At 34.9% G+C, this 24,406-nt stretch carries 23 protein-coding genes; 14 read left to right on the top strand and 9 right to left on the bottom strand.

Annotated elements, in window-relative coordinates; genetic code table 11:
• Positions 1 to 123: 123 nt before the first annotated feature.
• From DN408_RS19290 to DN408_RS19280, 3 genes are all read left to right on the top strand, one after another.
• Positions 124 to 1,395, top strand: a complete 1,272-nt coding sequence (locus tag DN408_RS19290; RefSeq protein ID WP_147740298.1) for a tetratricopeptide repeat protein — start codon at positions 124 to 126, stop codon at positions 1,393 to 1,395.
• A gap of 2 nt (positions 1,396 to 1,397) precedes the next feature.
• Positions 1,398 to 1,529, top strand: a complete 132-nt coding sequence (gene nprX / locus DN408_RS19285) for a quorum-signaling peptide NprX (protein ID WP_002174820.1) — start codon at positions 1,398 to 1,400, stop codon at positions 1,527 to 1,529.
• Between the two features lie 168 nt (positions 1,530 to 1,697).
• Positions 1,698 to 3,398, top strand: a complete 1,701-nt coding sequence (locus tag DN408_RS19280; protein WP_078178066.1) for a M4 family metallopeptidase — start codon at positions 1,698 to 1,700, stop codon at positions 3,396 to 3,398.
• Positions 3,399 to 3,461: 63 nt separating this feature from the next.
• On the opposite strand, the gene DN408_RS19275 is transcribed toward DN408_RS19280, so the two are convergent.
• Positions 3,462 to 4,010, bottom strand: coding sequence for a TVP38/TMEM64 family protein (locus DN408_RS19275; RefSeq protein ID WP_002125156.1), 549 nt, complete (start codon positions 4,008 to 4,010; stop codon positions 3,462 to 3,464).
• Positions 4,011 to 4,409: 399 nt separating this feature from the next.
• Between DN408_RS19275 and DN408_RS19270 the strand changes: the two genes are divergently transcribed.
• Positions 4,410 to 4,928 (top strand): RNase A-like domain-containing lipoprotein, encoded by a 519-nt coding sequence (locus tag DN408_RS19270; RefSeq protein WP_002125157.1) that lies wholly within the window; start codon positions 4,410 to 4,412, stop codon positions 4,926 to 4,928.
• A 14-nt stretch (positions 4,929 to 4,942) separates the two neighbouring features.
• Positions 4,943 to 5,215, top strand: coding sequence for a hypothetical protein (locus tag DN408_RS19265; protein ID WP_002091014.1), 273 nt, complete (start codon positions 4,943 to 4,945; stop codon positions 5,213 to 5,215).
• Positions 5,216 to 5,269: 54 nt separating this feature from the next.
• On the opposite strand, the gene DN408_RS19260 is transcribed toward DN408_RS19265, so the two are convergent.
• The 3 genes from DN408_RS19260 to DN408_RS19250 all read right to left on the bottom strand — a co-directional run bounded on the left by DN408_RS19260 (position 5,270) and on the right by DN408_RS19250 (position 9,283).
• Entirely contained in the window at positions 5,270 to 6,532 is a 1,263-nt protein-coding gene (locus tag DN408_RS19260) for a VanW family protein (RefSeq protein ID WP_002125159.1), read from the bottom strand.
• Positions 6,533 to 6,901: 369 nt separating this feature from the next.
• Positions 6,902 to 7,918, bottom strand: a complete 1,017-nt coding sequence (locus DN408_RS19255) for an LCP family glycopolymer transferase (RefSeq protein WP_002029713.1) — start codon at positions 7,916 to 7,918, stop codon at positions 6,902 to 6,904.
• Between the two features lie 186 nt (positions 7,919 to 8,104).
• Positions 8,105 to 9,283, bottom strand: coding sequence for a NupC/NupG family nucleoside CNT transporter (locus tag DN408_RS19250; protein WP_033730995.1), 1,179 nt, complete (start codon positions 9,281 to 9,283; stop codon positions 8,105 to 8,107).
• 91 nt (positions 9,284 to 9,374) lie between these two features.
• On the opposite strand from DN408_RS19250, the gene gloA2 reads away from it, so the two are divergent.
• The 3 genes from gloA2 to aspA all read left to right on the top strand — a co-directional run bounded on the left by gloA2 (position 9,375) and on the right by aspA (position 12,782).
• Positions 9,375 to 9,761 carry an SMU1112c/YaeR family gloxylase I-like metalloprotein gene (gene gloA2 / locus DN408_RS19245; protein WP_001017670.1) on the top strand — a complete coding sequence of 129 codons (387 nt, stop codon included), beginning with the start codon at positions 9,375 to 9,377 and terminating at the stop codon, positions 9,759 to 9,761.
• Between the two features lie 107 nt (positions 9,762 to 9,868).
• Positions 9,869 to 11,167, top strand: coding sequence for a hemolysin family protein (locus tag DN408_RS19240; RefSeq protein ID WP_050000761.1), 1,299 nt, complete (start codon positions 9,869 to 9,871; stop codon positions 11,165 to 11,167).
• Between the two features lie 181 nt (positions 11,168 to 11,348).
• Positions 11,349 to 12,782 (top strand): aspartate ammonia-lyase, encoded by a 1,434-nt coding sequence (gene aspA, locus DN408_RS19235; protein WP_002029742.1) that lies wholly within the window; start codon positions 11,349 to 11,351, stop codon positions 12,780 to 12,782.
• A 38-nt stretch (positions 12,783 to 12,820) separates the two neighbouring features.
• Here aspA and DN408_RS19230 read toward each other — a convergent pair whose 3' ends face one another.
• Positions 12,821 to 14,440 carry a lactate permease LctP family transporter gene (locus tag DN408_RS19230; protein WP_147740297.1) on the bottom strand — a complete coding sequence of 540 codons (1,620 nt, stop codon included), beginning with the start codon at positions 14,438 to 14,440 and terminating at the stop codon, positions 12,821 to 12,823.
• 203 nt (positions 14,441 to 14,643) lie between these two features.
• Positions 14,644 to 15,072 (bottom strand): TlpA disulfide reductase family protein, encoded by a 429-nt coding sequence (locus tag DN408_RS19225; protein WP_147740296.1) that lies wholly within the window; start codon positions 15,070 to 15,072, stop codon positions 14,644 to 14,646.
• Positions 15,073 to 15,567: 495 nt separating this feature from the next.
• Between DN408_RS19225 and DN408_RS19215 the strand changes: the two genes are divergently transcribed.
• Positions 15,568 to 15,855 (top strand): ArsR/SmtB family transcription factor, encoded by a 288-nt coding sequence (locus tag DN408_RS19215; protein WP_001075217.1) that lies wholly within the window; start codon positions 15,568 to 15,570, stop codon positions 15,853 to 15,855.
• Between the two features lie 207 nt (positions 15,856 to 16,062).
• The gene (locus DN408_RS19210) at positions 16,063 to 16,242 is read left to right on the top strand and encodes an acid-soluble spore protein H (RefSeq protein WP_059037725.1); all 180 of its coding nucleotides are present in this window, start codon (positions 16,063 to 16,065) and stop codon (positions 16,240 to 16,242) included.
• A gap of 41 nt (positions 16,243 to 16,283) precedes the next feature.
• Here the strand turns inward: DN408_RS19210 and DN408_RS19205 are convergent, their stop codons facing one another.
• Entirely contained in the window at positions 16,284 to 17,669 is a 1,386-nt protein-coding gene (locus DN408_RS19205; RefSeq protein WP_003187347.1) for a peptide MFS transporter, read from the bottom strand.
• A 379-nt stretch (positions 17,670 to 18,048) separates the two neighbouring features.
• On the bottom strand, positions 18,049 to 19,017 hold the full coding sequence (locus tag DN408_RS19200) for an ABC transporter substrate-binding protein (protein WP_002125165.1): 969 nt from the start codon (positions 19,015 to 19,017) through the stop codon (positions 18,049 to 18,051).
• A gap of 172 nt (positions 19,018 to 19,189) precedes the next feature.
• On the opposite strand from DN408_RS19200, the gene DN408_RS19195 reads away from it, so the two are divergent.
• Genes DN408_RS19195 through DN408_RS19185 form a run of 3 tightly spaced genes read left to right on the top strand, consistent with a single transcriptional unit; the run spans position 19,190 to position 22,083 of the window.
• Positions 19,190 to 20,194 (top strand): FecCD family ABC transporter permease, encoded by a 1,005-nt coding sequence (locus DN408_RS19195; protein ID WP_002029732.1) that lies wholly within the window; start codon positions 19,190 to 19,192, stop codon positions 20,192 to 20,194.
• Positions 20,191 to 21,249 carry a FecCD family ABC transporter permease gene (locus DN408_RS19190; protein ID WP_147740295.1) on the top strand — a complete coding sequence of 353 codons (1,059 nt, stop codon included), beginning with the start codon at positions 20,191 to 20,193 and terminating at the stop codon, positions 21,247 to 21,249. The genes DN408_RS19195 and DN408_RS19190 overlap by 4 nt, the downstream gene beginning before the upstream one ends.
• Positions 21,250 to 21,261: 12 nt before the next feature.
• Entirely contained in the window at positions 21,262 to 22,083 is an 822-nt protein-coding gene (locus DN408_RS19185; RefSeq protein WP_002167083.1) for an ABC transporter ATP-binding protein, read from the top strand.
• A gap of 183 nt (positions 22,084 to 22,266) precedes the next feature.
• On the opposite strand, the gene DN408_RS19180 is transcribed toward DN408_RS19185, so the two are convergent.
• Positions 22,267 to 22,998, bottom strand: coding sequence for a class I SAM-dependent DNA methyltransferase (locus tag DN408_RS19180; protein WP_016121447.1), 732 nt, complete (start codon positions 22,996 to 22,998; stop codon positions 22,267 to 22,269).
• A 212-nt stretch (positions 22,999 to 23,210) separates the two neighbouring features.
• On the opposite strand from DN408_RS19180, the gene DN408_RS19175 reads away from it, so the two are divergent.
• On the top strand, positions 23,211 to 24,401 hold the full coding sequence (locus tag DN408_RS19175; protein ID WP_033730999.1) for a glycine C-acetyltransferase: 1,191 nt from the start codon (positions 23,211 to 23,213) through the stop codon (positions 24,399 to 24,401).
• The last annotated feature ends 5 nt before the right edge of the window (positions 24,402 to 24,406 follow it).

The raw sequence follows: 24,406 nt of genomic DNA, 5'->3' as shown, positions 1-24,406 counted from the left end.
AAGTCAAGAGAGAAAAAAATGAAATAATGCATATTTTTTAGAAAATTTACATTTATCAATTTATATTTCTCTGGATTTTATGTATTATTAGAGTAATGGGGGTAATGAGAATGGAGGAGGACAATGCAACAAACATTAGAAAAAATAGGCAAGCAAGTTTTTTATAAACGGCTACAGCAAAAAATGACACAAGAAGAATTATGTCAGGGCATTTGTTCTGTCTCATACTTAAGTAAGATCGAAAATGGAAAGATTGAAGCATCAGAAGAAATTCTACAATTGCTCTGCACGAGACTAGAAATTGCTGTGACGGATTTGAGAGATGTAGAAGAAGATGTGAAAGTGAAGTTGGATGAGTGGTTGAATGCACTAGTTCATTTGGACAAGCAACAGGTAGAACGCATATATGAAGAGTTACAAGGTGAAATGAAACATGTTGTAGATTTTGAAATTATAAATTATTATAAACTGCTTTATACACGTTATTTAATTATGAAAAGGGAGATTTCAGCTCTTGAAGAAGAATTAGAGAGATTAAAGAAAGTCTACAAAAAGTATTCTCCATTTCAGAAGTTATTATATACGTACAGTAGAGGGTTATTGTACTGTTTGCAGTATAGATGGAAGGATGGGCTAGACTGCTTATTAAAAACAGAAGTAATGGCTAAGGAACAAGGGTATCATGAAACGGGTATGTACTATAATATAGCGCTTGCATATACTCATTTAGATATCCATCACCTTGCAATTCATTTTGTGAATATAGCATTAGAAGGATTTCGTAGTGAATATAAGTTTAGAAATATAATTAATTGCCAGATACTTATTGCAGTAAGTTACACAGAAAAAGGTCAGTATGAAGAGGCCTTAAGAATGTATGAGAGTATATTGAGGGAGGCCACATCTTTTGCGGATAAGGATGTACTTTTAGCTATTACTTTAAGCAATATGGGAAGTATATATTATAAAAAAAGCAAATATCAGCAGGCGAAGAAATATTATTTGGATAGTCTGCAACTTCAAAAACAAGTAGATTTAAACTATCTAGATACAATATATGAACTGGCATTAGTATGCATTAAATTAGAAGAATTAGAAGAGGCAAAGGAATGGATTGATAAGGGAATTGTTGCAGCAAAACAAGAAGAGAGATTTAATGCAAAGTTATATTTGCTTTTAATTCTTAGATATAAACATTTTGAAGAAGCAAAAGATTATAAAGTATTTTTGGAAAATGAGGCTATTCCTTTGTATAAATCTGCGGGAAATAAAATAGAATTAAAGAAAGTATACGTTGAACTCGCAGAACATTTCGCTAGTTTATCGAGATTTGAGGAAAGTAATCGATATTATAGGTTAGTTATTGATTTGATGAATGATAATAAGGAGGAGTGAAAATGAAAAAGATGGTATTTGGAGTATTGGCGTTTATAGTAACTCTTACAGTTGCTGGAGGAATACATCAGTATAGTAGTAAACCTGATATCGTTGGTCAACAAGCTAAAACGGTTCAACAAATTAATTCATAACCAAAAAACCCCTTTCCAAACGGAAAGGGGTTTCTCAATATTTGCTCCCGAAAATTCTACAAAACTTGAGAAAACAATTATTTGAATTTTTAGTATATTAATAGTGGAAACATAATGATAATATGAAACTACTCTTTTTCAAAAATTTTTTATTAGGGGGAATGTTAGATGAAAAAGAAGAGTTTAGCGTTAGTGTTAGCGGCAGGAATGGCAGTTACTACGTTCGGAGGGACAGGCTCTGCATTTGCGGATTCTAAAAATGTACTCTCTACTAAGAAGTACAATGAGACGGTACAGTCACCTGAGTTTATTTCTGGTGATCTAACTGGAGCGACTGGTAAGAAAGCGGAATCTGTTGTGTTTGATTACTTAAACGCGGCAAAAGGTGATTATAAGTTAGGGGAAAAGAGTGCGCAAGATTCTTTCAAAGTGAAACAAGTGAAAAAAGACGCTGTAACTGATTCAACAGTAGTACGTATGCAACAAGTTTACGAGGGAGTACCTGTATGGGGATCTACTCAAGTAGCTCACGTAAGTAAAGATGGTTCTTTAAAGGTATTGTCTGGAACAGTTGCGCCTGATTTAGACAAAAAGGAAAAGTTAAAAAACAAAAATAAGATTGAAGGCGCAAAAGCAATTGAAATCGCGCAGCAAGATTTAGGAGTAACACCTAAATATGAGGTAGAACCAAAAGCGGACTTATATGTATATCAAAACGGTGAAGAAACGACATATGCATATGTTGTGAATTTAAACTTCTTAGATCCAAGCCCAGGAAATTACTACTATTTCATTGAGGCGGAAAGCGGTAAAGTATTAAATAAGTTTAATACAATTGATCATGTAACAAATGATGATAAGTCCCCAGTTAAACAAGATGCTCCTAAACAGGAAGCGAAAGCGGTTGTAAAGCCTGTAACAGGGACGAATAAAGTTGGAACTGGTAAAGGTGTATTAGGAGATACGAAATCGCTTAATACAACGTTATCTGGATCGTCTTACTATTTACAAGATAATACGCGCGGAGCAACAATTTTCACATATGATGCGAAAAACCGCTCAACATTACCAGGAACATTATGGGCAGATGCAGATAATGTTTTCAATGCAGCGTATGATGCAGCGGCAGTAGATGCTCATTACTATGCAGGTAAAACATATGATTACTATAAAGCTACATTTAACAGAAACTCTATTAATGATGCAGGAGCACCATTAAAATCAACAGTTCATTACGGAAGTAAGTATAATAATGCATTCTGGAACGGCTCACAAATGGTATACGGAGATGGTGATGGTGTAACATTCACTTCATTATCTGGTGGCATTGATGTAATTGGCCATGAATTAACACATGCTGTTACGGAAAATAGCTCGGATTTAATTTATCAAAATGAATCAGGAGCGTTAAATGAAGCAATTTCTGATATTTTTGGTACTTTAGTAGAATTCTATGATAACCGTAACCCAGATTGGGAGATTGGTGAAGATATTTATACACCTGGTCAGGCGGGAGATGCACTTCGTTCTATGAGTGATCCAGCGAAATATGGTGACCCAGACCATTATTCTAAGCGTTACACTGGTTCAAGTGATAACGGTGGCGTTCATACAAACAGTGGTATTATTAACAAACAAGCTTATTTATTAGCAAATGGTGGTACGCATTCTGGTGTAACTGTAACTGGTATCGGTAAAGATAAATTAGGTGCGATTTACTACCGTGCAAATACACAGTATTTCACGCAATCTACTACATTTAGTCAAGCTCGTGCTGGTGCAGTACAAGCTGCAGCTGATTTATATGGTGCTAGCTCTGCAGAAGTAGCAGCAGTTAAGCAATCATTTAGTGCTGTTGGTGTAAACTAAGGCTTTAAGGGATAGTTATTAATAAAATACCTCAAAAATAAAGAAGGAGCCTATGCTCCTTCTTTATTTTTTTCTCCATTTTTTCCACAAATAAAATAATCCAACACAACCTGCGATTGTAATAATCCATTTCGCTTCATTTGTTCCGTTAATGACATGATATGCAGAATATACTTCAATCAATAAAGCCGGTATTTTCCCTATTGTGCTGGCAATACTGAAAGAGAGTAATGACATTTTGCCTAGAGCTGCAAATAAAGTAACGATACTGGACGGAATGAAAGGAATAAAACGAAAAGATAGGACGAGTAGAAATGCCTCTCTGCCTTCTACGTAAAGAAGGCGCTCTACCTTTGGATACGTATTTACTTTATCGTGAGTGAACTTTTGAAGGCCTATACGATAAATATAAAACGAGATAATAGCGCCTAATGCCTCACCTGCGATCGAAATGATTGTGCCATTTGTTACACCGAAGAGCTGTATATTAATGGCGGTCAAAAAAATACTAGGGATAAAACCTAAAAGACTGATGATGATGTTGATTAAGATACTAAGTGGAATTGCGATTGAATAATAGTCTGTTAAGAAGTTTTGAATTGTTTCAGCCATTCTTTAAAATCCTTTATCTTTTTTTGCATTACACCATATTTACATTGTATAGGCAAGTGCAAATTTACATAATGTAGAAAACAGTTGATAGAAAGCGATTTGTATACCTTATATAGGTATTAGGTATATGAAAGTAGGGGTATATTTAGTTTGTTTAAAAAACACTCCATAAATCCTGTATTTAAAGGGTTTATGGAGTGTTTTGATTGGTGTTTTCATCTGGGAAATAATTATAAAAACATGGGGGTATATTTTAAAAAGGGCGAAAAACAGTGATTTGATGAAAGGGGGGTGGAAAATATAGCAAAATGAATGAGGATTTTAAAACTGTATACATTTTTTCTTTGTGAAATTGACTTTTAGTGGAGTTACGATAATAATCATGGAAGAGGTGATACGATGAAACGATTAAGTAGTCTTTTCTTGAGTAGTTTATTGGCACTAATGCTGATTTTAAGTGGATGTGCAGGAAAAGAACAAAAAACAGAAAAACCAAAAGAGGATCATTCTACATCAGTAGAAAAAATTAGTGATAATATTTTAGATGAAATGGAAGGGCCACCTAAAAATGGTCATACGATTGAAAGGCATGTAGGCAAATCAGAAGAGGATTTGAAGAATCGTTTGAAGACAGATAAAGTTTCAGCGGCAAGTACATACTATGATAAGGAAACAGCGACAAAGGCTGTGAAAGATAGTTTAAAACAACATGATAAAGAAATTCAGGATTGGTTGAAAAACTCTAAAGAGGCTCGTCTTGTATTGAATACAACTCATTCATTCCCAGTTGGAAAAACAGTAATAAAGAAAAATATGAATGTAAAAGACAAACTAGTAAAGACTGTTACTGTTTTAGCGAGAGATAAATCAGGAAATCTAGGATTTAAGATTATTACTTCTTATCCATCAGATAAATAAAGGGGGGAGTATATATGTATCCAACATTACAATACTTTCTTAAATCGTACTGTACGTTAAGTATTCATGAGGATGAAATAGTAAGCGTAATGGAAGAGTTTATAGAGCAAGAGGACGAAGAGATTGTTTTGAAATTACGCGATGAATTAGTAAATATGAAGAAAAAGAACGCGTGGGAAGAAGCGTGCGTATTAGCTGCGAAGCAAGGCAATCGTGTGTGGTCTTTAGAAGAAACGAAAGATCATCTGGAAATTTTTTTACTATTATTGCAAAAGAAAAAGGCGTGAGTAGATCACGCCTTTTTGTATACGCTTTTTGAAATTTGTCCGTTTGATATTATCTCATTGTTTTGGGGCACTTTTATATACGCTTTTTGAAATTTGTCCATTTGAGAGTACTTCACCGTTTTGTGTTACTTTTTTATACGTAACCGCTGTTATTTTATCACCAGTATTACTAATTACTTGAGAAGAAACTTCAACATTTTTACCAGTATTTGTACCGAAAATACGTGTAGTAATACTACCGCCATTTGAAAATGCTTGAATGTAAATATGCTTACCTGTATTGTTTTTAAATTTTAAATCCGGACCATAATCTGCCACTGCTGCATCCTGCCCAAGTGGTAAATAATTTACGGGCATAGAATGATTGCTTCGAGAAACAATTCCTAAATCTGCCCTTAAAGCTGCGCTGTATAAAGTACTACTTACTTGGCAAACGCCTCCGCCTGCACTTTGTATAACTTTACCTTGTGAATATACTGCTGCGGATTTATAACCATGTGCAGCATCAGTTACGCCAACACGGCCATTAAAACTAAACGTTTCATCAGGTGCTACAATAACTCCACTTAACGTATTAGCTGACTTATTTACGTTATAGGATTGATTTCCATTACGGCCAGCCATTGGGGTAGAATATTCAGCAATCACTTCTTTAATCCCCATTTGTTGTATATCTTCTGTAGAACGTTCAGGTTTTATTAGTGTAACTGGTAATACAACATCGGGTGCGCCAGAAGTAATAGCTGCGCTTGTTAAATCGGTTAATTTTCCTTTATCAATTTTTTCTCCATTTTGACTTTGGCTAATATTTACTGTAGAGCCTTCAACACTTAATTCGGCGTTGACAGGATTTTTTAATGTTTCATTATATTTATCCTTTATAAAGGTTTCATAAGTTGTTGTATTTAATTGTGGTGTTAATTTATAGTCACGTTTTACTTCACCGTTTTCAGCTTGCTTACGCATGTTGTAACGATTCATTACGTTCCCTTCTTGTTCTTTAAAGATATTGTCGACAATATCCTTCTCTTTATAATCTACTCCTAAATCTTTCCACGTGTAATTTTGCTTATCATTTTGGAATACGTAGTTAAGAGATTTTTGATTTAATTCATTCATCTTTTGATTAACAAGGGCTTGAATATCTGCTTTATTTTTTCCATCAAGAGAAATACCTTCAAATGTAGTGTTTGGTAGTGCAGTTGTATTTAGTTGATTATTTAATTTGGATACATATTGATATCCACCAATACCACCAACACAAAGTAATATGCCACCAGCAATAGCGGAACCAATCAGTATTTTGCTTAGCTTCATTTATTTCCCCCCAGAAAAATTTTTATAAATATATGTATTACATTTTTTGTATAAAAATGATGAAAATAACATTATGTACGTCCTAGTATACTATTATTTTCACTATGTGTGTAATGTTTTCATAAAAAATGTTACACTGCTGTAATAATTGTCTCTTTTTGTCACAATATGCATGAGAAATATGTTGAAAATTATAATAAAAAGGCTGCTTAGAAAAATCTAGCAGCCTTTTTATTATAATTTTTTATGCTCATTTTTATTCGTAACACCGAGATGTTCTTGTGTAATAATTGTCTCTTTTTGTCACAATATGCATGAGAAATATGTTGAAAATTATAATAAAAAGGCTGCTTAGAAAAAGCCTTTTTATTATAATTTTTTATGCTCATTTTTATTCGTAACACCGAGATGTTCTTGAAGTGTTGTCGATATATCATTAACACTCTTTTCGTTTGGAACGTAATAATAAATACCACCTATATATTTATCAGTACCTTCCACTTGCAATTTATCCATTTTTAAATTTGAATCCATTGAATTTTTTGCAATAGTCATCATATCATCAAAAGTTAAATTTGTTTTTAAGTCTGTATCGACAGCATCTAATAGGCTTCCGATTTTATTAATGGAATTGAGAGATAGGGCTTTTTCAGCAATAGCCTCTAAAACAAGTTGTTGTCGTTGACCACGCATATAATCACTATCAATATGACGCGTTCTAGCTAGTGCAAGTGCTTCTTCTCCATTTAAATGTTGACGCCCTTTTTTTAGGTGAATTGCATCTGCTTCGTCGCTACTATTTTGTTCTGTGAACTCAACTGGAACGTCGACAGTTATACCACCTAGAGAATCAACAATCTTGATAAAGGATTTGAAATTAAATTTTACATAGTAATCAACTGGTACATCTAAAAATTTTTCTACTGTATCAATTGTGCTGTCTACACCACCAAATACATGTGCATGTGTAATTTTATCATATTTATCACGTGATTTAATGAAGACGCGTGAATCACGTGGAATGCTGACTAGTTTAACAGATTTATCATTTTTATTAATTGTTGCAAGTAGTAATGCATCTGTACGAGTCGCTTTTCCGTAACCTTTTTCCCTGATATCACTTTCATCAACACCCATGATCAGGACAGAAATATTATCAGTCATAGGTTTAACAGCTTTTTCACGTTTGCTGGATTTATCTCCTCGGCCGAGTTCAGAATAAGCGTTGCTTAAGACGGATTTTGCTTTACTGTATATATGGAAGGAATAGCCTCCTGCTCCCATTGCTACAATAAGTAAGGGAATAAGAATGAACCAAAGTAGGCGCTTTTTCTTTGAGCGTCCTTTTTTGGCTCGAGTTTCGTTGTTAATGTCGGATTTCATCATTTTTTCTCCTTTAAAACAATCAAAGTGTATACATTTAGAAGCGTATTAAAACACATAAAAAATATTTTACGCTAAATAAAAGGTATTGTACATGTATAAAAAATAGATGTATTGATTATTTATAAGACATCTATTCGTTATTGTATACAAAAGACAGGGATAAGAAAATGATAAAATTTTACCTAATTAAAGCATAATACTTACAATAATCGCAGATAAAATACTAACAAGAGTAGCGCCGTATAGTAATTTTAGGCCGAAGCGGGCAACAACATTTCCTTGTTCTTCGTTTAACCCTTTTACCGCACCGGAAATAATTCCAATGGAAGAAAAGTTGGCAAAAGAAACGAGGAAGACAGAAATAATACCAACTGTACGGATAGAGAGAGTGCTGGAAATTTTACTAAGATCCATCATTGCTACAAATTCATTTGTTACAAGCTTTGTTGCCATAATGCTACCCGCTGTGACAATTTCAGAACTTGGTACGCCGATAAGAAATGCAATAGGGGCGAATACATAGCCTATTAATTGTTGGAAAGTAATGCCGAATATAATGAGGAATAGGTCATTAATGCAACTCATTAATGCGACGAATCCAATGAGCATAGCACCGACGACAATTGCTACACGAAAACCATCAAGAATGTATTCTCCAAGCATTTCAAAGAAACTTTGTTTTCCCCCTTTTATTACCAAAATGTCTTCATCATCGTTAACGTCGTAAGGGTTAATAATGAGTACGATAATAAAACCACTAAATAAATTGAGAACGAGTGCGGTTACTACATATTTTGGTTCAATCATTGTCATATAGGCACCGACAATGGACATAGATACTGTTGACATAGCAGAGGCGCAAAGTGTATATAGTCGATGTTTTGGAATTTGGGCTAATTGTTTTTTAACCGTAATAAAAACTTCTGATTGGCCGACAATAGCGGAAGCGATGGCGTTGTAAGATTCTAATTTCCCAAGACCGTTTATTTTACTAAGAAAGAAACCAATCCAACGAATAAAGAATGGTAGTATTTTGAAATGTTGTAATATACCAATTAAGACGGAGATAAAGACAATCGGTAATAATACGTTAAGGAAAAATGGCATTTCCCCTTTATTTGCAAGACCGCCAAATACAAAGTTTATACCACTGGCAGCATACTCAAGTAGCCTCGTAAACAGGCTAGAAATTACCGTAATAAGTATGAGACCAATTTCTGTATTTAATAATAAATAGGTTAAAATTAATTGTATAATAAGCATGATAAAAATTGGTTTAAATTTAATATGTTTCTTATTGTTGCTAGCAATATAAGCAAGGAAGAAAACAACGATAAGTCCCGCGAAAAAAGTAATAAATTTCATAGTAAGCCCCCTAAAAGAGATATTCTGCTATATATGTTTTTCATTTCAAGGGAGAATATGCATCTTTGGTAAAGAAAGGAATAGAGAGAGCATGAATATATGTAGAGTGCACCACGTTGCAATTATTTGTTCGAATTATGAACTGTCAAAGGATTTTTATACTCGGATATTAGGTTTTAAAGCGATAAATGAAGTATATAGAAAAGAACGAGATTCTTATAAGTTAGATTTATGTGTAGGGGAAGAGTATCAAATTGAATTATTTTCATTTCCTAGTCCACCTGAGCGCCCAAGTTTTCCAGAAGCAGCTGGACTTAGACATTTAGCATTTGCTGTTACAAATATAGAAGAAGCTGTAAACCATTTAAAACAATGCGGTGTGGAGACTGAAGCGATACGTATGGATGAAATTACGGATAAAAAATTTGTCTTTTTCCAAGATCCTGATGGCTTGCCTTTAGAATTGTATGAGGCTTGAAATTGGTGAATTTTATATAGGGTTGCTTTCAAATAAATGAAGAAACTAAAGTGAAACTTCTTTTTTAAAGGAGGTGTAACTTTAGCTAAGAAAGCTAAAGGACATATGTGGATATTTTAAAATTACTGATGGTAGCCATCCTTATTGCGTTAACAGCATTTTTTGTGGCTGTTGAGTTTGCAATTATTAAGGTGCGTAGCAGTCGTATTGATCAACTCGTTAGTGAAAAACGACGAGGAGCATTGGCAGCTAAAAAAGTAACTTCGAATTTAGATGAGTATTTATCAGCATGTCAGTTAGGTATTACAATTACTGCTTTAGGGCTTGGGTGGTTAGGAGAGCCCACTATAAAACATATACTCGAGCCGTTGTTTTTAAAACTACACCTATCTCCTGCAATTGCAAGTACAGTTTCATTTATTATTGCCTTTGCAGTTATTACGTTTTTACATGTTGTCATTGGTGAACTTGCTCCGAAGACGCTCGCTATACAAAGGGCAGAGCAAGTTAGCTTATTATTATCGAAGCCAATTATTTACTTTTACCGAGTAATGTATCCGTTTATTTGGGCTTTAAATGGTTCTGCAAGGCTTGTAACAGGGTTATTCGGATTACATCCGGCTTCTGAACATGAAGTAGCTCATTCGGAGGAAGAATTACGATTAATCTTATCTGAGAGTTATGAGAGTGGAGAGATTAATCAAAGGGAATTTAAATATGTAAATAATATTTTTGAATTCGATAATAGAGTCGCAAAGGAAATTATGGTACCTCGTACGGAAGTTGTAGGTTTATATGAGGACGAACCATTTGAAACACATATTAAAATAATCGCACAAGAAAAGTACACGAGATATCCCGTATTTGGTGAAGATAAAGATGAAATTATTGGGATGGTTAATGTAAAGGATTTATTTATTCGTTATATGGATGGTGATCGAGAAGAGGGGTGCTCGATTACGCCATATACAAGGCCAGTTATTGAAGTGTTAGAAAATATCCCTATTCATGATTTGCTATTACAAATGCAAAGAAAACGAATTCCATTAGCTGTATTATATGATGAATATGGTGGTACAGCGGGGATCGTTACACTAGAAGATATTTTAGAAGAAATTGTTGGAGAAATCCGAGATGAATACGATGAAGATGAGCATCCACCTATAGAACATATAAGTGAAGTGTGTAAAATTGTAGAGGGGAAAGTGCTTATTAGCGAAGTAAATGATTTATTTGGCATACATTTGGTCGCTGATGATGTTGATACAATTGGTGGTTGGATTATGGTACAAAAACAGATCGTTGCTGAGGGGGATATTATTGAGAAACACGGCTTTTCTTTTAAAGTTCTTGAAAAGGATATGCATCAAATTAAGCGAGTTGAAATAAAGAAAGTAGAAGAGTGAATGGATTTTCTATTATATAAACTTTAATAAAAAGTATATATAGAAAAATAAATGTTTGCGCTTTCAAAAAAGGTGCTATATAGTGAAAGTGGATACTGAAGAATTCATTTAATGATACTCGTATTTTATAGGGCGAATTCTTTAGATAAGGATTTAGAATGAAAAGTATAGGTGATGAAAAATGATAGCAACGAAGGATATACGTATAGAAAAAGATTTTTTAGGTGAAAAGGAAGTACCGAGTGTAGCTTATTATGGTGTACAAACATTACGTGCCGTAGAAAACTTTCCTATTACAGGATACCGCATTCATCCGTCACTCATTACGGCAATGGCAATTGTAAAAAAAGCGGCAGCGCTTGCGAATATAGATACAGGTTACTTAGCTAAAGATATCGGACAAGAAATTGCAGAAGCGGCACAAGAGATTGTTGATGGAAAGTTCCATGATCAATTTATCGTAGACCCGATTCAAGGCGGAGCAGGTACTTCAATTAATATGAATACTAATGAAGTAATTGCTAATAGAGCGCTAGAACGTATGGGATACGAAAAAGGTGAATATGCGAAAATTAGCCCAAACACTCATGTGAACATGGCCCAATCAACAAATGATGCGTTTCCAACTGGGATTCATATAGCAACTCTTATGATGCTGGAAGAACTTCTTGTTACAATGGAAGAACTTCACTCTGCTTTTCATGATAAAGCAAAAGAGTTCGATCACGTTATTAAAATGGGGCGTACGCATTTGCAAGATGCAGTTCCAATTCGCCTTGGACAAGAATTTGAAGCATATAGCAGAGTGCTAGAGCGTGATATAAAAAGAATTAAACAGTCTCGTCAACATTTATACGAAGTTAATATGGGTGCGACAGCTGTCGGTACGGGATTAAATGCAAACCCTACTTATATAGAACAAGTTGTGAAGCATTTACGAACTTTTAGTGGTTTCCCTCTTGTTGGTGCAGAGCACTTAGTTGATGCGACGCAAAACACAGATGCATATACAGAAGTATCTGCAGCACTAAAAGTATGTATGATGAATATGTCTAAAATTGCAAATGACCTTCGTATTATGGCGTCTGGTCCACGTGTTGGGTTGGCGGAAATTCAATTACCAGCTCGTCAACCAGGTTCATCTATTATGCCGGGGAAAGTAAATCCAGTTATGGCAGAAGTAATTAACCAAGTTGCTTTCCAAGTAATTGGAAATGACCATACAATTTGCTTAGCGTCAGAAGCTGGACAATTAGAGTTAAATGTAATGGAGCCGGTATTAGTATTTAATTTAATTCAATCCATCAGTATTATGAATAACGGTTTCCGTGTATTCCGTGAATACTGTATAAAGGGAATTACAGCGAATGAAGAGTTGCTTAAGCAATATGTTGAAAAAAGTGTTGGAGTTATTACAGCAGTGAATCCTCATATTGGTTATGAAGCAGCTTCTCGCATTGCACGTGAAGCAATTGCGACAGGAAAATCTGTTAGGGAGCTATGTTTAGAACATGGTGTACTTACAGCAGAAGAGCTTGATATTATTTTGGATCCATACGAAATGACGCATCCTGAAATTGCTGGTGCTTCTTTATTAAAGACTAAAAAAATGTAATGTAAAAAGCACCGATCCATTTGGATCGGTGCTTTTTTTTAGAAGATATTAAATACAGAGTTAAGTTGAAGTAAGCTAATAATAGCTAAGAAGATTAAACTATATTTCATTACTATTTTAAATAGAGCAGATTCTTGACCAACTAGTCCAACTGCTGCACAAGCAACTGCTACAGATTGTGGTGAAACCATTTTTGCGATTGTACCACCAACTACGTTTAATGAAACGAGAGTAGATGGTACGATGTTTAACTGATCGGCAGTTACTGCTTGAAGTGGTGCGAATAATGAACCACTTGATACGACTGAACCTGTAATGAATACGCCAATCCATCCTAAGATTGGAGAAAGAACTGGGAATGCATTACCAGTAGAAGAGAATGCAAGTCCAAGTGTAGATGACATACCAGAGTAGTTTTCTACGTAAGCTAAAGCGATAACGCTACAAATTGTATATACTGGAACTTTTAGTTCTTTTATTGTTTCGATCATTAATTCTTTAATCATTTTGCCGTTTACACGGTAGACGATAAGTGAAACGATGATTGCTAATACAATCGCAGTAGTTGTAGAAGAGAATACATCTAATTTGAAAATCGCTGCGAAAGGTGTATCAGCCTTTGTAATTGGTGCAGTTTTCATAACCTCATTATGAAGACCAGGGAATTGAATGTTAAATACTAAGTTTGCCAATGGACCATCCGGAGCAAATAAAGCTTTAATTGGTTTTAAATTAAAGATTGTTACAAATGCAGTTAAGAATACGAATGGGGACCAAGCATATAAAATTTGATTGAATGTATGAGATTCTTTTTCTTCTTGTTTTTCTTCTTTAGCAGAAGATTTTGGTTGCCAAACACGTAAGAATAATGTAAGAGCGACCATACTTACGACTGCTGCGAAAATATTAGTAAGTTCAGCGCCTAAGAAGTAAGTCACAAGGAACTGAGTAATTGCGAAAGAAACACCACTTACAAGAATACCTTGCCAAGTTTCTTTAATGCCTTTAAATCCATCTACCATTGAAACAAGTAAGAACGGTAAAACAATGCTAATGAATGGCAAAATGTAAACAGCTTGACGACCGACAGTTAATGCATCTAGCCCAGTTAATTGTGCAGGTACTGTAACTGGAATACCCATAGCACCCATAGCACCACCAGCGATATTAGCTACTAAGCAAATACCTGCTGCTTTTAATGGATTAAAGCCCATACCTACAAGTAATGCAGCTGTAATAGCAACTGGAACACCGAAACCAGCTGCGCCTTCTAAGAAAGCACCGAAAGAATAAGCGATTAATAATACTTGTAAACGCTGATCATTTGTAATACTTGAAATGCTATCACGAATGACATTGAATTGTTCTGTTTTAACAGTTAATTTGTAAAGGAAGATAGCTGCGATAACGATAGTACAAATTGGATAAAATCCAGATAAAACACCGAATCCGGCAGATGCCACAGCTACAGTTGCGGGCATTTTATAAACAAATATAGCAAGAATAATAGCGACGATCACACTATAAAGCCCAGCCATGTAACCTTTCATTTTGAATCCCACTAAACAAATAATGAAGCAAAAAATTGGGAGTGCTGCGATTAGTGCAGATAACCAAATATTGTTTAATGGGTCATAAATTTGTGTCCAAGTACTCATAATAATGACAACTCCTATCTATTATATGTGAAGAAATTCACATTATTTGTGAAACTATTCACAATCAACTCACATGCTTAGTATATTCTCCTTCAACACTATTGTCAACGTGAAAAAGTATAATTATTCCATAATAGTATTAAAAGTAACATTTTGTTCATAAAGTAGACAAAAAGCGTAATCAAATTGATTTGATTACGCTTCTATAAATTATTTACATATTCTTTCATTTTTTCATATGTCATTGGTCCTACATGCTTATATTGAATGACACCGTTTGTATCGATGACAAAAGATGTTGGAATGCTGATGATTTGATATGTGGCACTTGCCTGGCCTTTCTGATCTAATAGGACGGGGAAGGTATATTTGTTTTCTTCAAGAAATTGTTTTACATTATTCGGGTCTTTTTCAGTAGCTGTCGCATTTACAGCAACAATTTCAATCCCCATATCTTTAGTATCGTGATAAAACTTTTCCATATCAGGCATTTCTATTTTGCATGGACCACACCAGCTTGCCCAAAAATTCAATATTACTTTTTTTCCTTTAAAGTCTGTAAGACGAACTTCTTGACCAGTGGTTGTTTCCAGAAGGAAATCGAGGGCAGCATTGCCAACTTCAGTTCCAATGGGGATGTTTGATTTTGAAGCTATATCTTCTTTTTTGTATAGGAAGTGATTGATAATGGTCCAGCCAACCGCAATGCTAATTAACGCAAAAATAAACCATTTTTTAATATTACATCATCCTCCTTACTTAAATTTCCTTTTTATCGTAACAAAGTGGTTAAATATGGTCAAATTACTTTACGATAGGTTATCAATTATGGACGATATTTTACAATATCATTACTGTACATTTCAGTAAGGTGAAAATATAACAAAAAGCCTGATAAAACAACGTTTGTAAGCAAAGTATTGCTAGCCCTTTGTTTTGCTTTTTTATTGTATCATATAGTATAATATTCAAAATCAGGTGGGATTTTTTCTTGAACTGTGTGCTGATAAAAGTCGGAAAACTTTCTCAGCATTATAGGTTGATAAAGTTATGTCGTAACAGGAAATATAAGAACAGATATATAAATAAATAAAGAGAAAATAAAAAATGAAAATGAGGGGAATTTTATGAACCAAAACCAATTTGACTGTCGTATTTCAGAAGAAGACGTACAGATGTTAAGAGCATTAGCTCATCCACTTCGTCTACGTTTAGTAATGGAACTGATGCAGCGTGGAACATGTAATGTAACACAATTACAAGAGGTATTAGAAATTCCGCAATCAACTGTTTCGCAGCATTTAACGAAATTAAAACAAAATAAAGTAGTACGCTTTGAGAGACGCGGGTTAGAAGTGTACTACCAAATTCATAACGATAAAGTAAGTGAAGTAGTAAAAACATTATTTTCTTAATTTTTGAATATTATGGAAAGAAGACGTGTGAAATATACGTCTTTTTTTATTTGGAAAGGATCTAATAATAGGAAGATTTGAGAGCGTATATATTAGCGTGTTAGAAAGAAACAAACTATCGGTTGAAGTGCTAAATTGACGGAATATATTCTGAAGGGATATGAAAAGATAGAAAGGAGTGTTGTAAGCCAAAGGAGGAATAATATAATGGATGTAAAACGTGTGAAACAGATATTATCTTCTTCAAGTAGAATTGATGTTACATACGAGGGAGTCCCCGTATGGATTGAGAGCTGTGATGAGCAGAAGGGGAGTGCTCAAGTGTATGACGTATCCAACCCAGGAGAGAGGGTTCACGTGGATGTGACGGCTTTAGAAGAGATGTAATAGAAAAGACGCTTCTAATTTTAGAAGCGTCTTTTTGTGTGTTATTCCATCATACTTGCAACTTTTTTAGAGAAGAGAAGAAGTACAAAGCCTAAGATGATAACGATAATACCGATACTTGCAAATACTTCAAGGTATCCTAATGATTGTGTAAAGGAAGCAAGTTTACCTGCTAACCAGTTAGCCATACCCGTACCAGCTAACCATACCCCCATTAGTAATGATGCTAATTTTACAGGAGCGATTGCACTTACCATTGATAGACCGATTGGTGATAAGAATAGCTCACCAATTGTATGGAAGAGATAAGTGATAACGATGAATAATAAATTTGCTTTTACAGTTATATCTGCTTCACTACTTCCAGTTTTTAGAACTGCTAATGTTAAAACAAGATAACCTATACCTAGTAAAATCATACCAAATGCCATTTTTGTTGGCACTTTTAAATCACCGCGTTTTGTTTTAGAAAGTTTTAACCATAGCATAGATACAAATGGTGCAAGTAGTACGATGAATGCTGGGTTAACGGATTGGAACCAAGATGTTGGCACTTCCCAACCGAAAATTGTACGATCAACAAATTTATTTGTATAAAGTGTTAGAGAACTACCAGCTTGTTCAAATCCTGCCCAGAAGAATACTACGAAACAAGTTAAAATTACAATTGCCCAAGTACGATTTTTCTCTTGTTTTGTTAAAGGTTTCTTTTCGACTACAGGCTGATTTTTTGATCTTTTACCGACAACTGTTGTTCCTGCTTTACCAAGGTAACGAGGAGCTAATAAGTTGAAAACAATTTGTCCAATAATCATACCGATACAAGCTGCTAAGAATCCGTATTTATATCCCATAACAATAACGCCATTAGCGCTTGTTTTAAAGAAATCTTCTGCTAAAAATCCACAAATAAGTGGAGCGAAGAAAGCACCTACGTTAATACCCATATAGAAGATAGTAAATGCACTGTCACGACGTGAATCATTTTCACCATACAATTCACCTAACAGTGTAGAAATATTTGGTTTGAAGAATCCATTACCAATAACTAATAGTATTAATCCAAGGAATAGTCCTGTTTTTGTATTCATTGAGAATAGTACAAAGTTGCCGATTGCCATAATAATTCCGCCGAGAGTAATGGCATGACGTCTTGTAATATAATGATCCGTTAGCCATCCGCCTATAATTGGCATGAAATATACTGCCGCTGTAAAAGTACCATATAATTGCACTGCGACTGCCTTATCAAATCCTAACCCGCCACTAACAGCAGCAGTTGTTAAATAAAGAACTAAAAGGCCGCGCATTCCATAATAACTAAATCTTTCCCACATTTCTGTTAAGAACAACAAATATAATCCTGGTGGATGTTTTTTTGGTGATTGTTGTTCTCCAGCTTTGTCTAATTTTAAAGCTGTATCCATTTTTGTTTCCCCCTAATCCTGTATAACGGATATTTATGTAATTATTTTAATTCACAAAATATTTAGAAGTCAATAGAATTATATGGAAATAGCAAGAAAATTTATGAAAAAATCTATTTTTCTTCAACCGTTATTATATTTTTCCCTGAAAACAAGATAATAAGCGTTTTCAAATGTAGTAATTGAATTCTAAAATAAAGTAAAATAGTGATAAATCAGAAAATTTAGATTAAAATATTTATTCTGATATAGAGAAAATATACTATATTTACTTTTATAATATAACATATCGGGAATAAAAATACAAAATGAAATAATGTGACACTTCAGTGAAATGAAAAAACCAGCTCCATAAAAGAGGGAGCTGGTTACAATGAAATTATTTAACAAAGCGTTTTTCAATGTCGTCTAGTAGTAAGTTAGCAGCCATTACACCGCCAGCTGTATTCCAAATAACGTCGTCAACTTTGTATGCTTTTCCGTTCTTTACTGCATTTAAGTTTTTAAAGAGAGGGTCGTTTATATATTCTTTTTCTAGTTCAGAACCTTTTTTCTCATTGCCTTTATCGAATGTGAAGTAGAATAATACATCGCCATCCATTGCCGAAATACGCTCTTTAGATACGTTACGTTCTGCGAAATCATCTTTGTTTTGATCTCCAGGACGTTTAAATCCAAGTTCTTTTAAAATAACACCAGAGAATGTATCGCCATGATAAATACGAACATCACCAGGCATAAAGCGTACCATAGAAATTTCTTGATTTACTGTATCACCAAGTTTGCCTTTTAAATCTTCCATACGTTTTCCGTAATCAGCTAAAACTTTTTGACCTTCTTTTTCCTTATTTAAAGCTTTTGCATAAAATTTGAAGTTATCTTTCCATTCACCACGTAATGTTTCCGAGAAAACAGTAGGTGCAATAGCTTTTAATTGCTCATACACTTTTTCGTGGCGCATTTTGTTACCGATAATTAAGTCTGGTTTTAAAGAAGCGATAGTTTCAACGTTAACTTGTCCTTCATCGCCAACAACTTTTACATCTTTCATTTTATCCTTAATATGCGGATACCATGGGTCACCCGTCCAAGACTTTACAGCCCCAACTGGTTTTACACCTAATTCGAGTAAAGCTTCAGTTCCTTCATTAGTTAAAATAACTACACGTTTTGGATTGGCAGGAACTTCTGTTTTACCCATTGCGTGCTCAACCGTAATCATTTCTTTTTTATTATCTTCTTTTGTTGATTCTTCTTTGTTATTTGATTTTCCACAAGCACTTAAAAGAAGTGAAAAAGCTAGTAAAAATACAAATACTGTAAACGATTTCTTTTGCATGAAATTCATTATGTACCCCCTACATGTTGAGAATATTTTTCAATAGCAAGCATGATGTTAAGCCTTTATCTTTGGATTGTCAATATATATTACTGAAAATAGTTCTCATTATCGTTGACAATGAGAATTAAGTTGAAATACACTTACAACGTATCATTATACATTGAAGGGGAAACGCTGCATGTTATTAAAAACAAATCAAGCAAAATGGATTGGATTACTTGTTGGAATCATTGCAGTCGTTATTTGTATTTGGGGAAGCATTATTTTCGGATATACAAATACGAGCTGGAAATTAGCTTTAGATGCTTTTTTCCATTTTAATGGTTCAAATGAGCATATTATTATTCAAAATGTGCGTCTACCAAGGGCGTTAATTGCAGCAAGTGTTGGTGCTAGTTTAGCCATTGCAGGTTGTTTAATGCAAACTTTAACAAAGAATCCGCTTGCTTCTCCAGATTTTATTGGATTAAATTCAGGCGCTGCGTTCTTTATAGTTGTAGCAATTGTACTCTTTTCCGTGACATCATTATCAGCTTTCACATGGATTGCCTTTTTAGGAGCGGCAGTTGCAGCAGTACTTGTATTTGCCTCTAGTTCTTTAGGAAAAGAAGGGACAACGCCTCTTAAGTTAACATTAGCAGGTGTAGCGATAAGCGCTTTATTTTCATCATTAACACAAGGGTTACTTGTATTAAATGAAAAAGCATTTGAAGAAGTGTTATTTTGGCTTGCCGGATCTGTGCAAGGAAGAAAGTTAGAGATTTTACAATCAGTATTCCCGTATTTATTAATAGGCTGGATTGCATCTTTTATGATGGCAGGGAAAGTAAATACATTAATGATGGGGGAAGATGTTGCAAAGGGGCTCGGACAACGAACGATTTTAATGAAATCATTCGTGTTACTTATTATTGTACTGTTGTCTGGTGGTTCAGTTGCGGTTGCTGGTCCAATTGGATTTATTGGCATCGTTACTCCTCATTTCGCAAGAGCTCTTGTTGGGGTAGATCACAGATGGAGAGTACCCTATAGCGGATTGTTAGGTGCAATACTATTAATCTTGGCTGATATAGCAGCAAGATATGTCATTATGCCACAAGAAGTACCAGTAGGGGTTATGACAGCATTTATCGGGGCCCCATTCTTTATTTATATTGCACGTAAGAGAGGGCTTAGCAAATGAAGAAGTATATTCCGTTTCGTATTGGAAAAGGCGAGCTCTCGTTTTTAATGTATAAACGAGCTTGTCTCGTCTTATTGAGTTTACTAGTTGTTTTAATAGGATTATTTTTTGCGAGTGCAGGTATGGGGGATATGAAAATTGCTCCTTATGACGTATGGCAAGCGATTACCGGAAATAGTGATGCGATGTCAAATATGGTTGTAAATAAATTTCGTATGCCGCGTATTTTAATTGCTATCCTCGTAGGAATTGCGCTTGCGGTAGCGGGCTGTATTTTACAAGGGCTCGTTCGAAACCCACTTGCTTCTCCTGATATCATCGGAATTACGGGCGGGGCAAGTGTTGCAGTTGTACTCTTTTTAGCTATATTTAGTGATAAAAACAATGCGTTAACAGTAAGCATTCATTATATGCCGCTAGCAGCTTTTGCTGGGGCAACAATTGTAGCGTTTTTTGTATATTTATTTGCCTGGAAAAATGATGGATTATCACCGATTAGTCTTGTTTTAATTGGTGTTGGATTTTGGGCATTAACGAAAGCAGCAACAACTTTATTTATGTTGTTAGCACCAATTTATCAAGCAAGTCAAGCGAATGTATGGATCACAGGTACTGTTTATGGCTCTTCGTGGCAAAATGTTATGGTACTTGCGCCGTGGGTTCTCATTTTAACGACAATATCATTTATCGCTGCGAGACATTTAAATGCACAAGAGCTAGGGGATGATATAGCAGTGGGACTTGGTGTTCCTTTAACGAAGTCGCGTGTATTTATGTTGTTACTTAGTACAGCTTTAATTGGCGGGGCAGTTGCCTTTGCAGGAGGAATTGGATTTGTTGGTTTAATGGCACCTCATATTTCGCGAAGATTAGTTGGTTCTTTCTACGGTGCATTGCTCCCAGTTGCGGCGATTATCGGTGCAATTCTAGTACTCGCTGCAGATTTAATTGGGCGTACAGTTTTCACACCACTTGAAATTCCAGCAGGGGTATTTACATCAGCAATTGGTGCACCTTATTTTATTTATTTACTTTATAAAAGTCGGAATTCATAAAGGGAGATGAATATGCAAAAAGCATTGGAGACGAAACGCTTGACGCTGTCGTATGGTGAAACGATTATTATTGATGAGCTGAATTTAGAAATTCCAAAAGGGGAAATTACAATCTTCATCGGTTCTAACGGTTGTGGGAAATCAACTTTATTACGTTCACTAGCTAGATTATTAAAGCCAACAACCGGTGACATTTTGTTAGATAATCAAGCAATTCAAAGTATGCAAACGAAGCAAATCGCTCGTCAAATGGCGATTTTACCGCAAGGGCCACAAGCACCGGAAGGACTTACGGTATTACAACTTGTAAAGCAAGGACGTTATCCATATCAAACATGGCTGAAGCAATGGTCCGAAAAAGATGAGGAAATGGTACAAAAAGCGCTTGCTGCAACGGGTATGACAGAATTTGCTGAGCGTGATGTTCATGCCCTTTCAGGTGGACAACGTCAACGTGCTTGGATTGCAATGACCCTTGCACAAGATACAGATATTATTTTGCTTGATGAGCCGACTACATATTTAGATATGACGCACCAAATTGAAGTGTTAGATTTATTATTCGAATTAAATGAAACAGAGCAAAGAACGATTGTTATGGTATTGCACGATTTAAATTTGGCATGTCGTTATGCAGACAACATTGTAGCTATTCAAGATAAACAAATATATGCGCAAGGTAAACCAGAAGAAGTTATTGACCAGAAGTTAGTTCGGGATGTATTCCGTATGGAGTGTCAAATAAGCGCTGATCCGTTATTTGGGACACCGCTCTGTATCCCGCATGGAAGAGGAAGACGTGTACTTAAAGAGGCTGTTCAGGCGATGAGATAACGAAAAAAGACGATGAGGATTCATCGTCTTTTTTACCCCGCATTAACGGGCAGTAAGATCCCCATCTCAAAATCCAGCGAAAGCAAAGAAGCTGGTTGGGGGATCAACTGCCCGTAAAAGCCCGATTGGTGCGGGCTAATAATCAGTGGGGGATGAACATCCCCCACTGATTAAAGTTTCACTTTATTTTCGGCAAGAAAATAATAGAAAAAGGGGAATACGTAAACGTCGTTCATATTCTTCTTCATCTTGAAAACAGTTTCGATTTGGTGTAGCTTCTTTTAAGCTTGTAATCGTAAATCCGGCTTGTTGTAATAATGTAAAATATTCTTCCGTAGTCCGGTGATATTTAATAACTTCTTGATCAATCCATGGCTCAACTCGTTTTCCTGTTTCGAAATAATCATCGACGAGCCAACTAGTTCTTTTACCACTCGTTTGCAAGCTTTCAAATGAAGAGGTAATAACGGGATGTTGAACGCTAAAGGTGAAGGTTCCGTTTGTTTTTAAAGTTTGAAACACATTTTGAAAAATGATATCAAGGTGTTCAATATAATGTAAGGCGAGTCTAGATGTTACTAAATCAAAAGTAGAAGGAGGGTATGTGTAGTCTTTGAGGTTTAAAAAATGAACGGTGCCATTTTTATTTTCTAGTTGTTTTTTAGCTTTTTCATACATAAGCTCGGAGCCTTCAATACCAGTGTAAGAGTGGCATCCATGTTCTAATAATTTTTCGCCGAATTTAGCATCACCACAACCTAAATCGAGGATTTGTTTTCCTGTTACATTGCCAATGAGCTGAAAGAATGCTGGTTTTTCAAGGGATTCGTTTGGACTATTTTCTCGATATCTTCGCTGCATATATTGCTCTAAAAACGATTCGTTATTATATACATCAGATTCAGTAAATGCCATTTTAAAAGCCTCCTAAATATTTTTTTAATTCTATCAAATATGAAAAGTAAATGATAGATTTCTTGTAATGAATCATTTATAATTTAAAATTGTAAGCGGTTTCTTTAAACTATTTTTCTATAATAAATTCTGAAAACGTGTTAAGCTAGTAGAGGGATTATTAGAACTATTAAGATAATAATCCGCTTACATGAACGATGGGAGGCTTCACGATGTCTAGTAAAACACTTGCAAACTTTTTAGAAGAAAATTTAGAGGATTTAAAATCAAAGGGGCTTTATAACGTAATTGATCCGCTTGAAAGTCCAAATGGACCGATTATTACAATTGGCGGAAAAGAATATATTAACTTATCTTCAAACAACTACCTTGGATTAGCGACTGATAATCGCTTACAAGAAGCAGCAATTGATGCAATTCATAAGTACGGTGTTGGAGCAGGAGCTGTTCGTACAATTAACGGTACTTTAGATTTGCATATTAAATTAGAAGAAACAATTGCAAAGTTTAAACATACAGAAGCAGCAATTGCTTATCAATCAGGATTTAACTGTAATATGGCAGCGATTTCAGCTGTTATGGATAAAAATGATGCGATTCTTTCAGATGAATTAAACCATGCATCTATTATTGATGGTAGTCGTCTATCAAGAGCGAAAATCATCGTTTATAAGCATTCTGATATGGAAGATTTACGCAAAAAAGCAATCGAGGCAAAAGAATCAGGTCTTTATAATAAATTAATGGTTATTACAGACGGTGTTTTCTCAATGGATGGAGATATTGCAAAATTACCAGAGATTGTTGAAATTGCAGAAGAGCTGGATTTAATGACATATGTAGATGATGCACACGGTTCAGGTGTACTTGGCAAAGGTGCAGGTACTGTAAAACATTTCGGCCTTTCTGATAAAGTTGATTTTCAAATTGGTACATTATCAAAAGCAATTGGGGTAATTGGTGGATATGTAGCTGGGAAACAAAACTTAATCGATTGGTTAAAAGTGCGTTCACGTCCATTCTTATTCTCAACAGCTTTAACACCAGCTGATGCAGCTGCTTGTATGAGATCAATTGAAATTCTAATGGAAAGCACAGAGTTACACGATCGTTTATGGGAAAATGGTCGCTATTTAAAACAAGGGTTAAAAGAACTTGGCTTTAACATTGGAGAAAGTGAAACACCAATTACACCTTGTATTATTGGTGATGAAGTATTAACACAAGAATTTAGTAAACGTCTAAATGAAGAAGGCGTTTACGCAAAATCTATCGTATTCCCAACCGTAGCAAAAGGAATGGGACGCGTTCGTAATATGCCTACAGCAGCTCATACGAAAGAAATGCTAGATGAAGCAATTCGTAAGTATGAAAAAGTAGGGAAAGAAATGGGTATCATTTAAGTAAC

It is taken from the genome of Bacillus sp. AR13-1 (assembly GCF_008042285.1).
GTDB classification, from domain to species: domain Bacteria; phylum Bacillota; class Bacilli; order Bacillales; family Bacillaceae_G; genus Bacillus_A; species Bacillus_A mycoides.
This window is presented reverse-complemented; position numbering and strand designations above follow the sequence as displayed.

What these genes read in the sequence shown, in the direction of transcription:
- DN408_RS19290 (WP_147740298.1), top strand. Translation starts at nt 124, where the DNA reads ATGCAACAAACATTAGAAAAAATAGGCAAGCAAGTTTTTTATAAACGG.
- nprX (WP_002174820.1), top strand. Translation starts at nt 1,398, where the DNA reads ATGAAAAAGATGGTATTTGGAGTATTGGCGTTTATAGTAACTCTTACA.
- DN408_RS19280 (WP_078178066.1), top strand. Translation starts at nt 1,698, where the DNA reads ATGAAAAAGAAGAGTTTAGCGTTAGTGTTAGCGGCAGGAATGGCAGTT.
- DN408_RS19275 (WP_002125156.1), bottom strand. Translation starts at nt 4,010, where the DNA reads ATGGCTGAAACAATTCAAAACTTCTTAACAGACTATTATTCAATCGCA.
- DN408_RS19270 (WP_002125157.1), top strand. Translation starts at nt 4,410, where the DNA reads ATGAAACGATTAAGTAGTCTTTTCTTGAGTAGTTTATTGGCACTAATG.
- DN408_RS19265 (WP_002091014.1), top strand. Translation starts at nt 4,943, where the DNA reads ATGTATCCAACATTACAATACTTTCTTAAATCGTACTGTACGTTAAGT.
- DN408_RS19260 (WP_002125159.1), bottom strand. Translation starts at nt 6,532, where the DNA reads ATGAAGCTAAGCAAAATACTGATTGGTTCCGCTATTGCTGGTGGCATA.
- DN408_RS19255 (WP_002029713.1), bottom strand. Translation starts at nt 7,918, where the DNA reads ATGATGAAATCCGACATTAACAACGAAACTCGAGCCAAAAAAGGACGC.
- DN408_RS19250 (WP_033730995.1), bottom strand. Translation starts at nt 9,283, where the DNA reads ATGAAATTTATTACTTTTTTCGCGGGACTTATCGTTGTTTTCTTCCTT.
- gloA2 (WP_001017670.1), top strand. Translation starts at nt 9,375, where the DNA reads ATGAATATATGTAGAGTGCACCACGTTGCAATTATTTGTTCGAATTAT.
- aspA (WP_002029742.1), top strand. Translation starts at nt 11,349, where the DNA reads ATGATAGCAACGAAGGATATACGTATAGAAAAAGATTTTTTAGGTGAA.
- DN408_RS19230 (WP_147740297.1), bottom strand. Translation starts at nt 14,440, where the DNA reads ATGAGTACTTGGACACAAATTTATGACCCATTAAACAATATTTGGTTA.
- DN408_RS19215 (WP_001075217.1), top strand. Translation starts at nt 15,568, where the DNA reads ATGAACCAAAACCAATTTGACTGTCGTATTTCAGAAGAAGACGTACAG.
- DN408_RS19210 (WP_059037725.1), top strand. Translation starts at nt 16,063, where the DNA reads ATGGATGTAAAACGTGTGAAACAGATATTATCTTCTTCAAGTAGAATT.
- DN408_RS19205 (WP_003187347.1), bottom strand. Translation starts at nt 17,669, where the DNA reads ATGGATACAGCTTTAAAATTAGACAAAGCTGGAGAACAACAATCACCA.
- DN408_RS19200 (WP_002125165.1), bottom strand. Translation starts at nt 19,017, where the DNA reads ATGAATTTCATGCAAAAGAAATCGTTTACAGTATTTGTATTTTTACTA.
- DN408_RS19195 (WP_002029732.1), top strand. Translation starts at nt 19,190, where the DNA reads ATGTTATTAAAAACAAATCAAGCAAAATGGATTGGATTACTTGTTGGA.
- DN408_RS19190 (WP_147740295.1), top strand. Translation starts at nt 20,191, where the DNA reads ATGAAGAAGTATATTCCGTTTCGTATTGGAAAAGGCGAGCTCTCGTTT.
- DN408_RS19185 (WP_002167083.1), top strand. Translation starts at nt 21,262, where the DNA reads ATGCAAAAAGCATTGGAGACGAAACGCTTGACGCTGTCGTATGGTGAA.
- DN408_RS19180 (WP_016121447.1), bottom strand. Translation starts at nt 22,998, where the DNA reads ATGGCATTTACTGAATCTGATGTATATAATAACGAATCGTTTTTAGAG.
- DN408_RS19175 (WP_033730999.1), top strand. Translation starts at nt 23,211, where the DNA reads ATGTCTAGTAAAACACTTGCAAACTTTTTAGAAGAAAATTTAGAGGAT.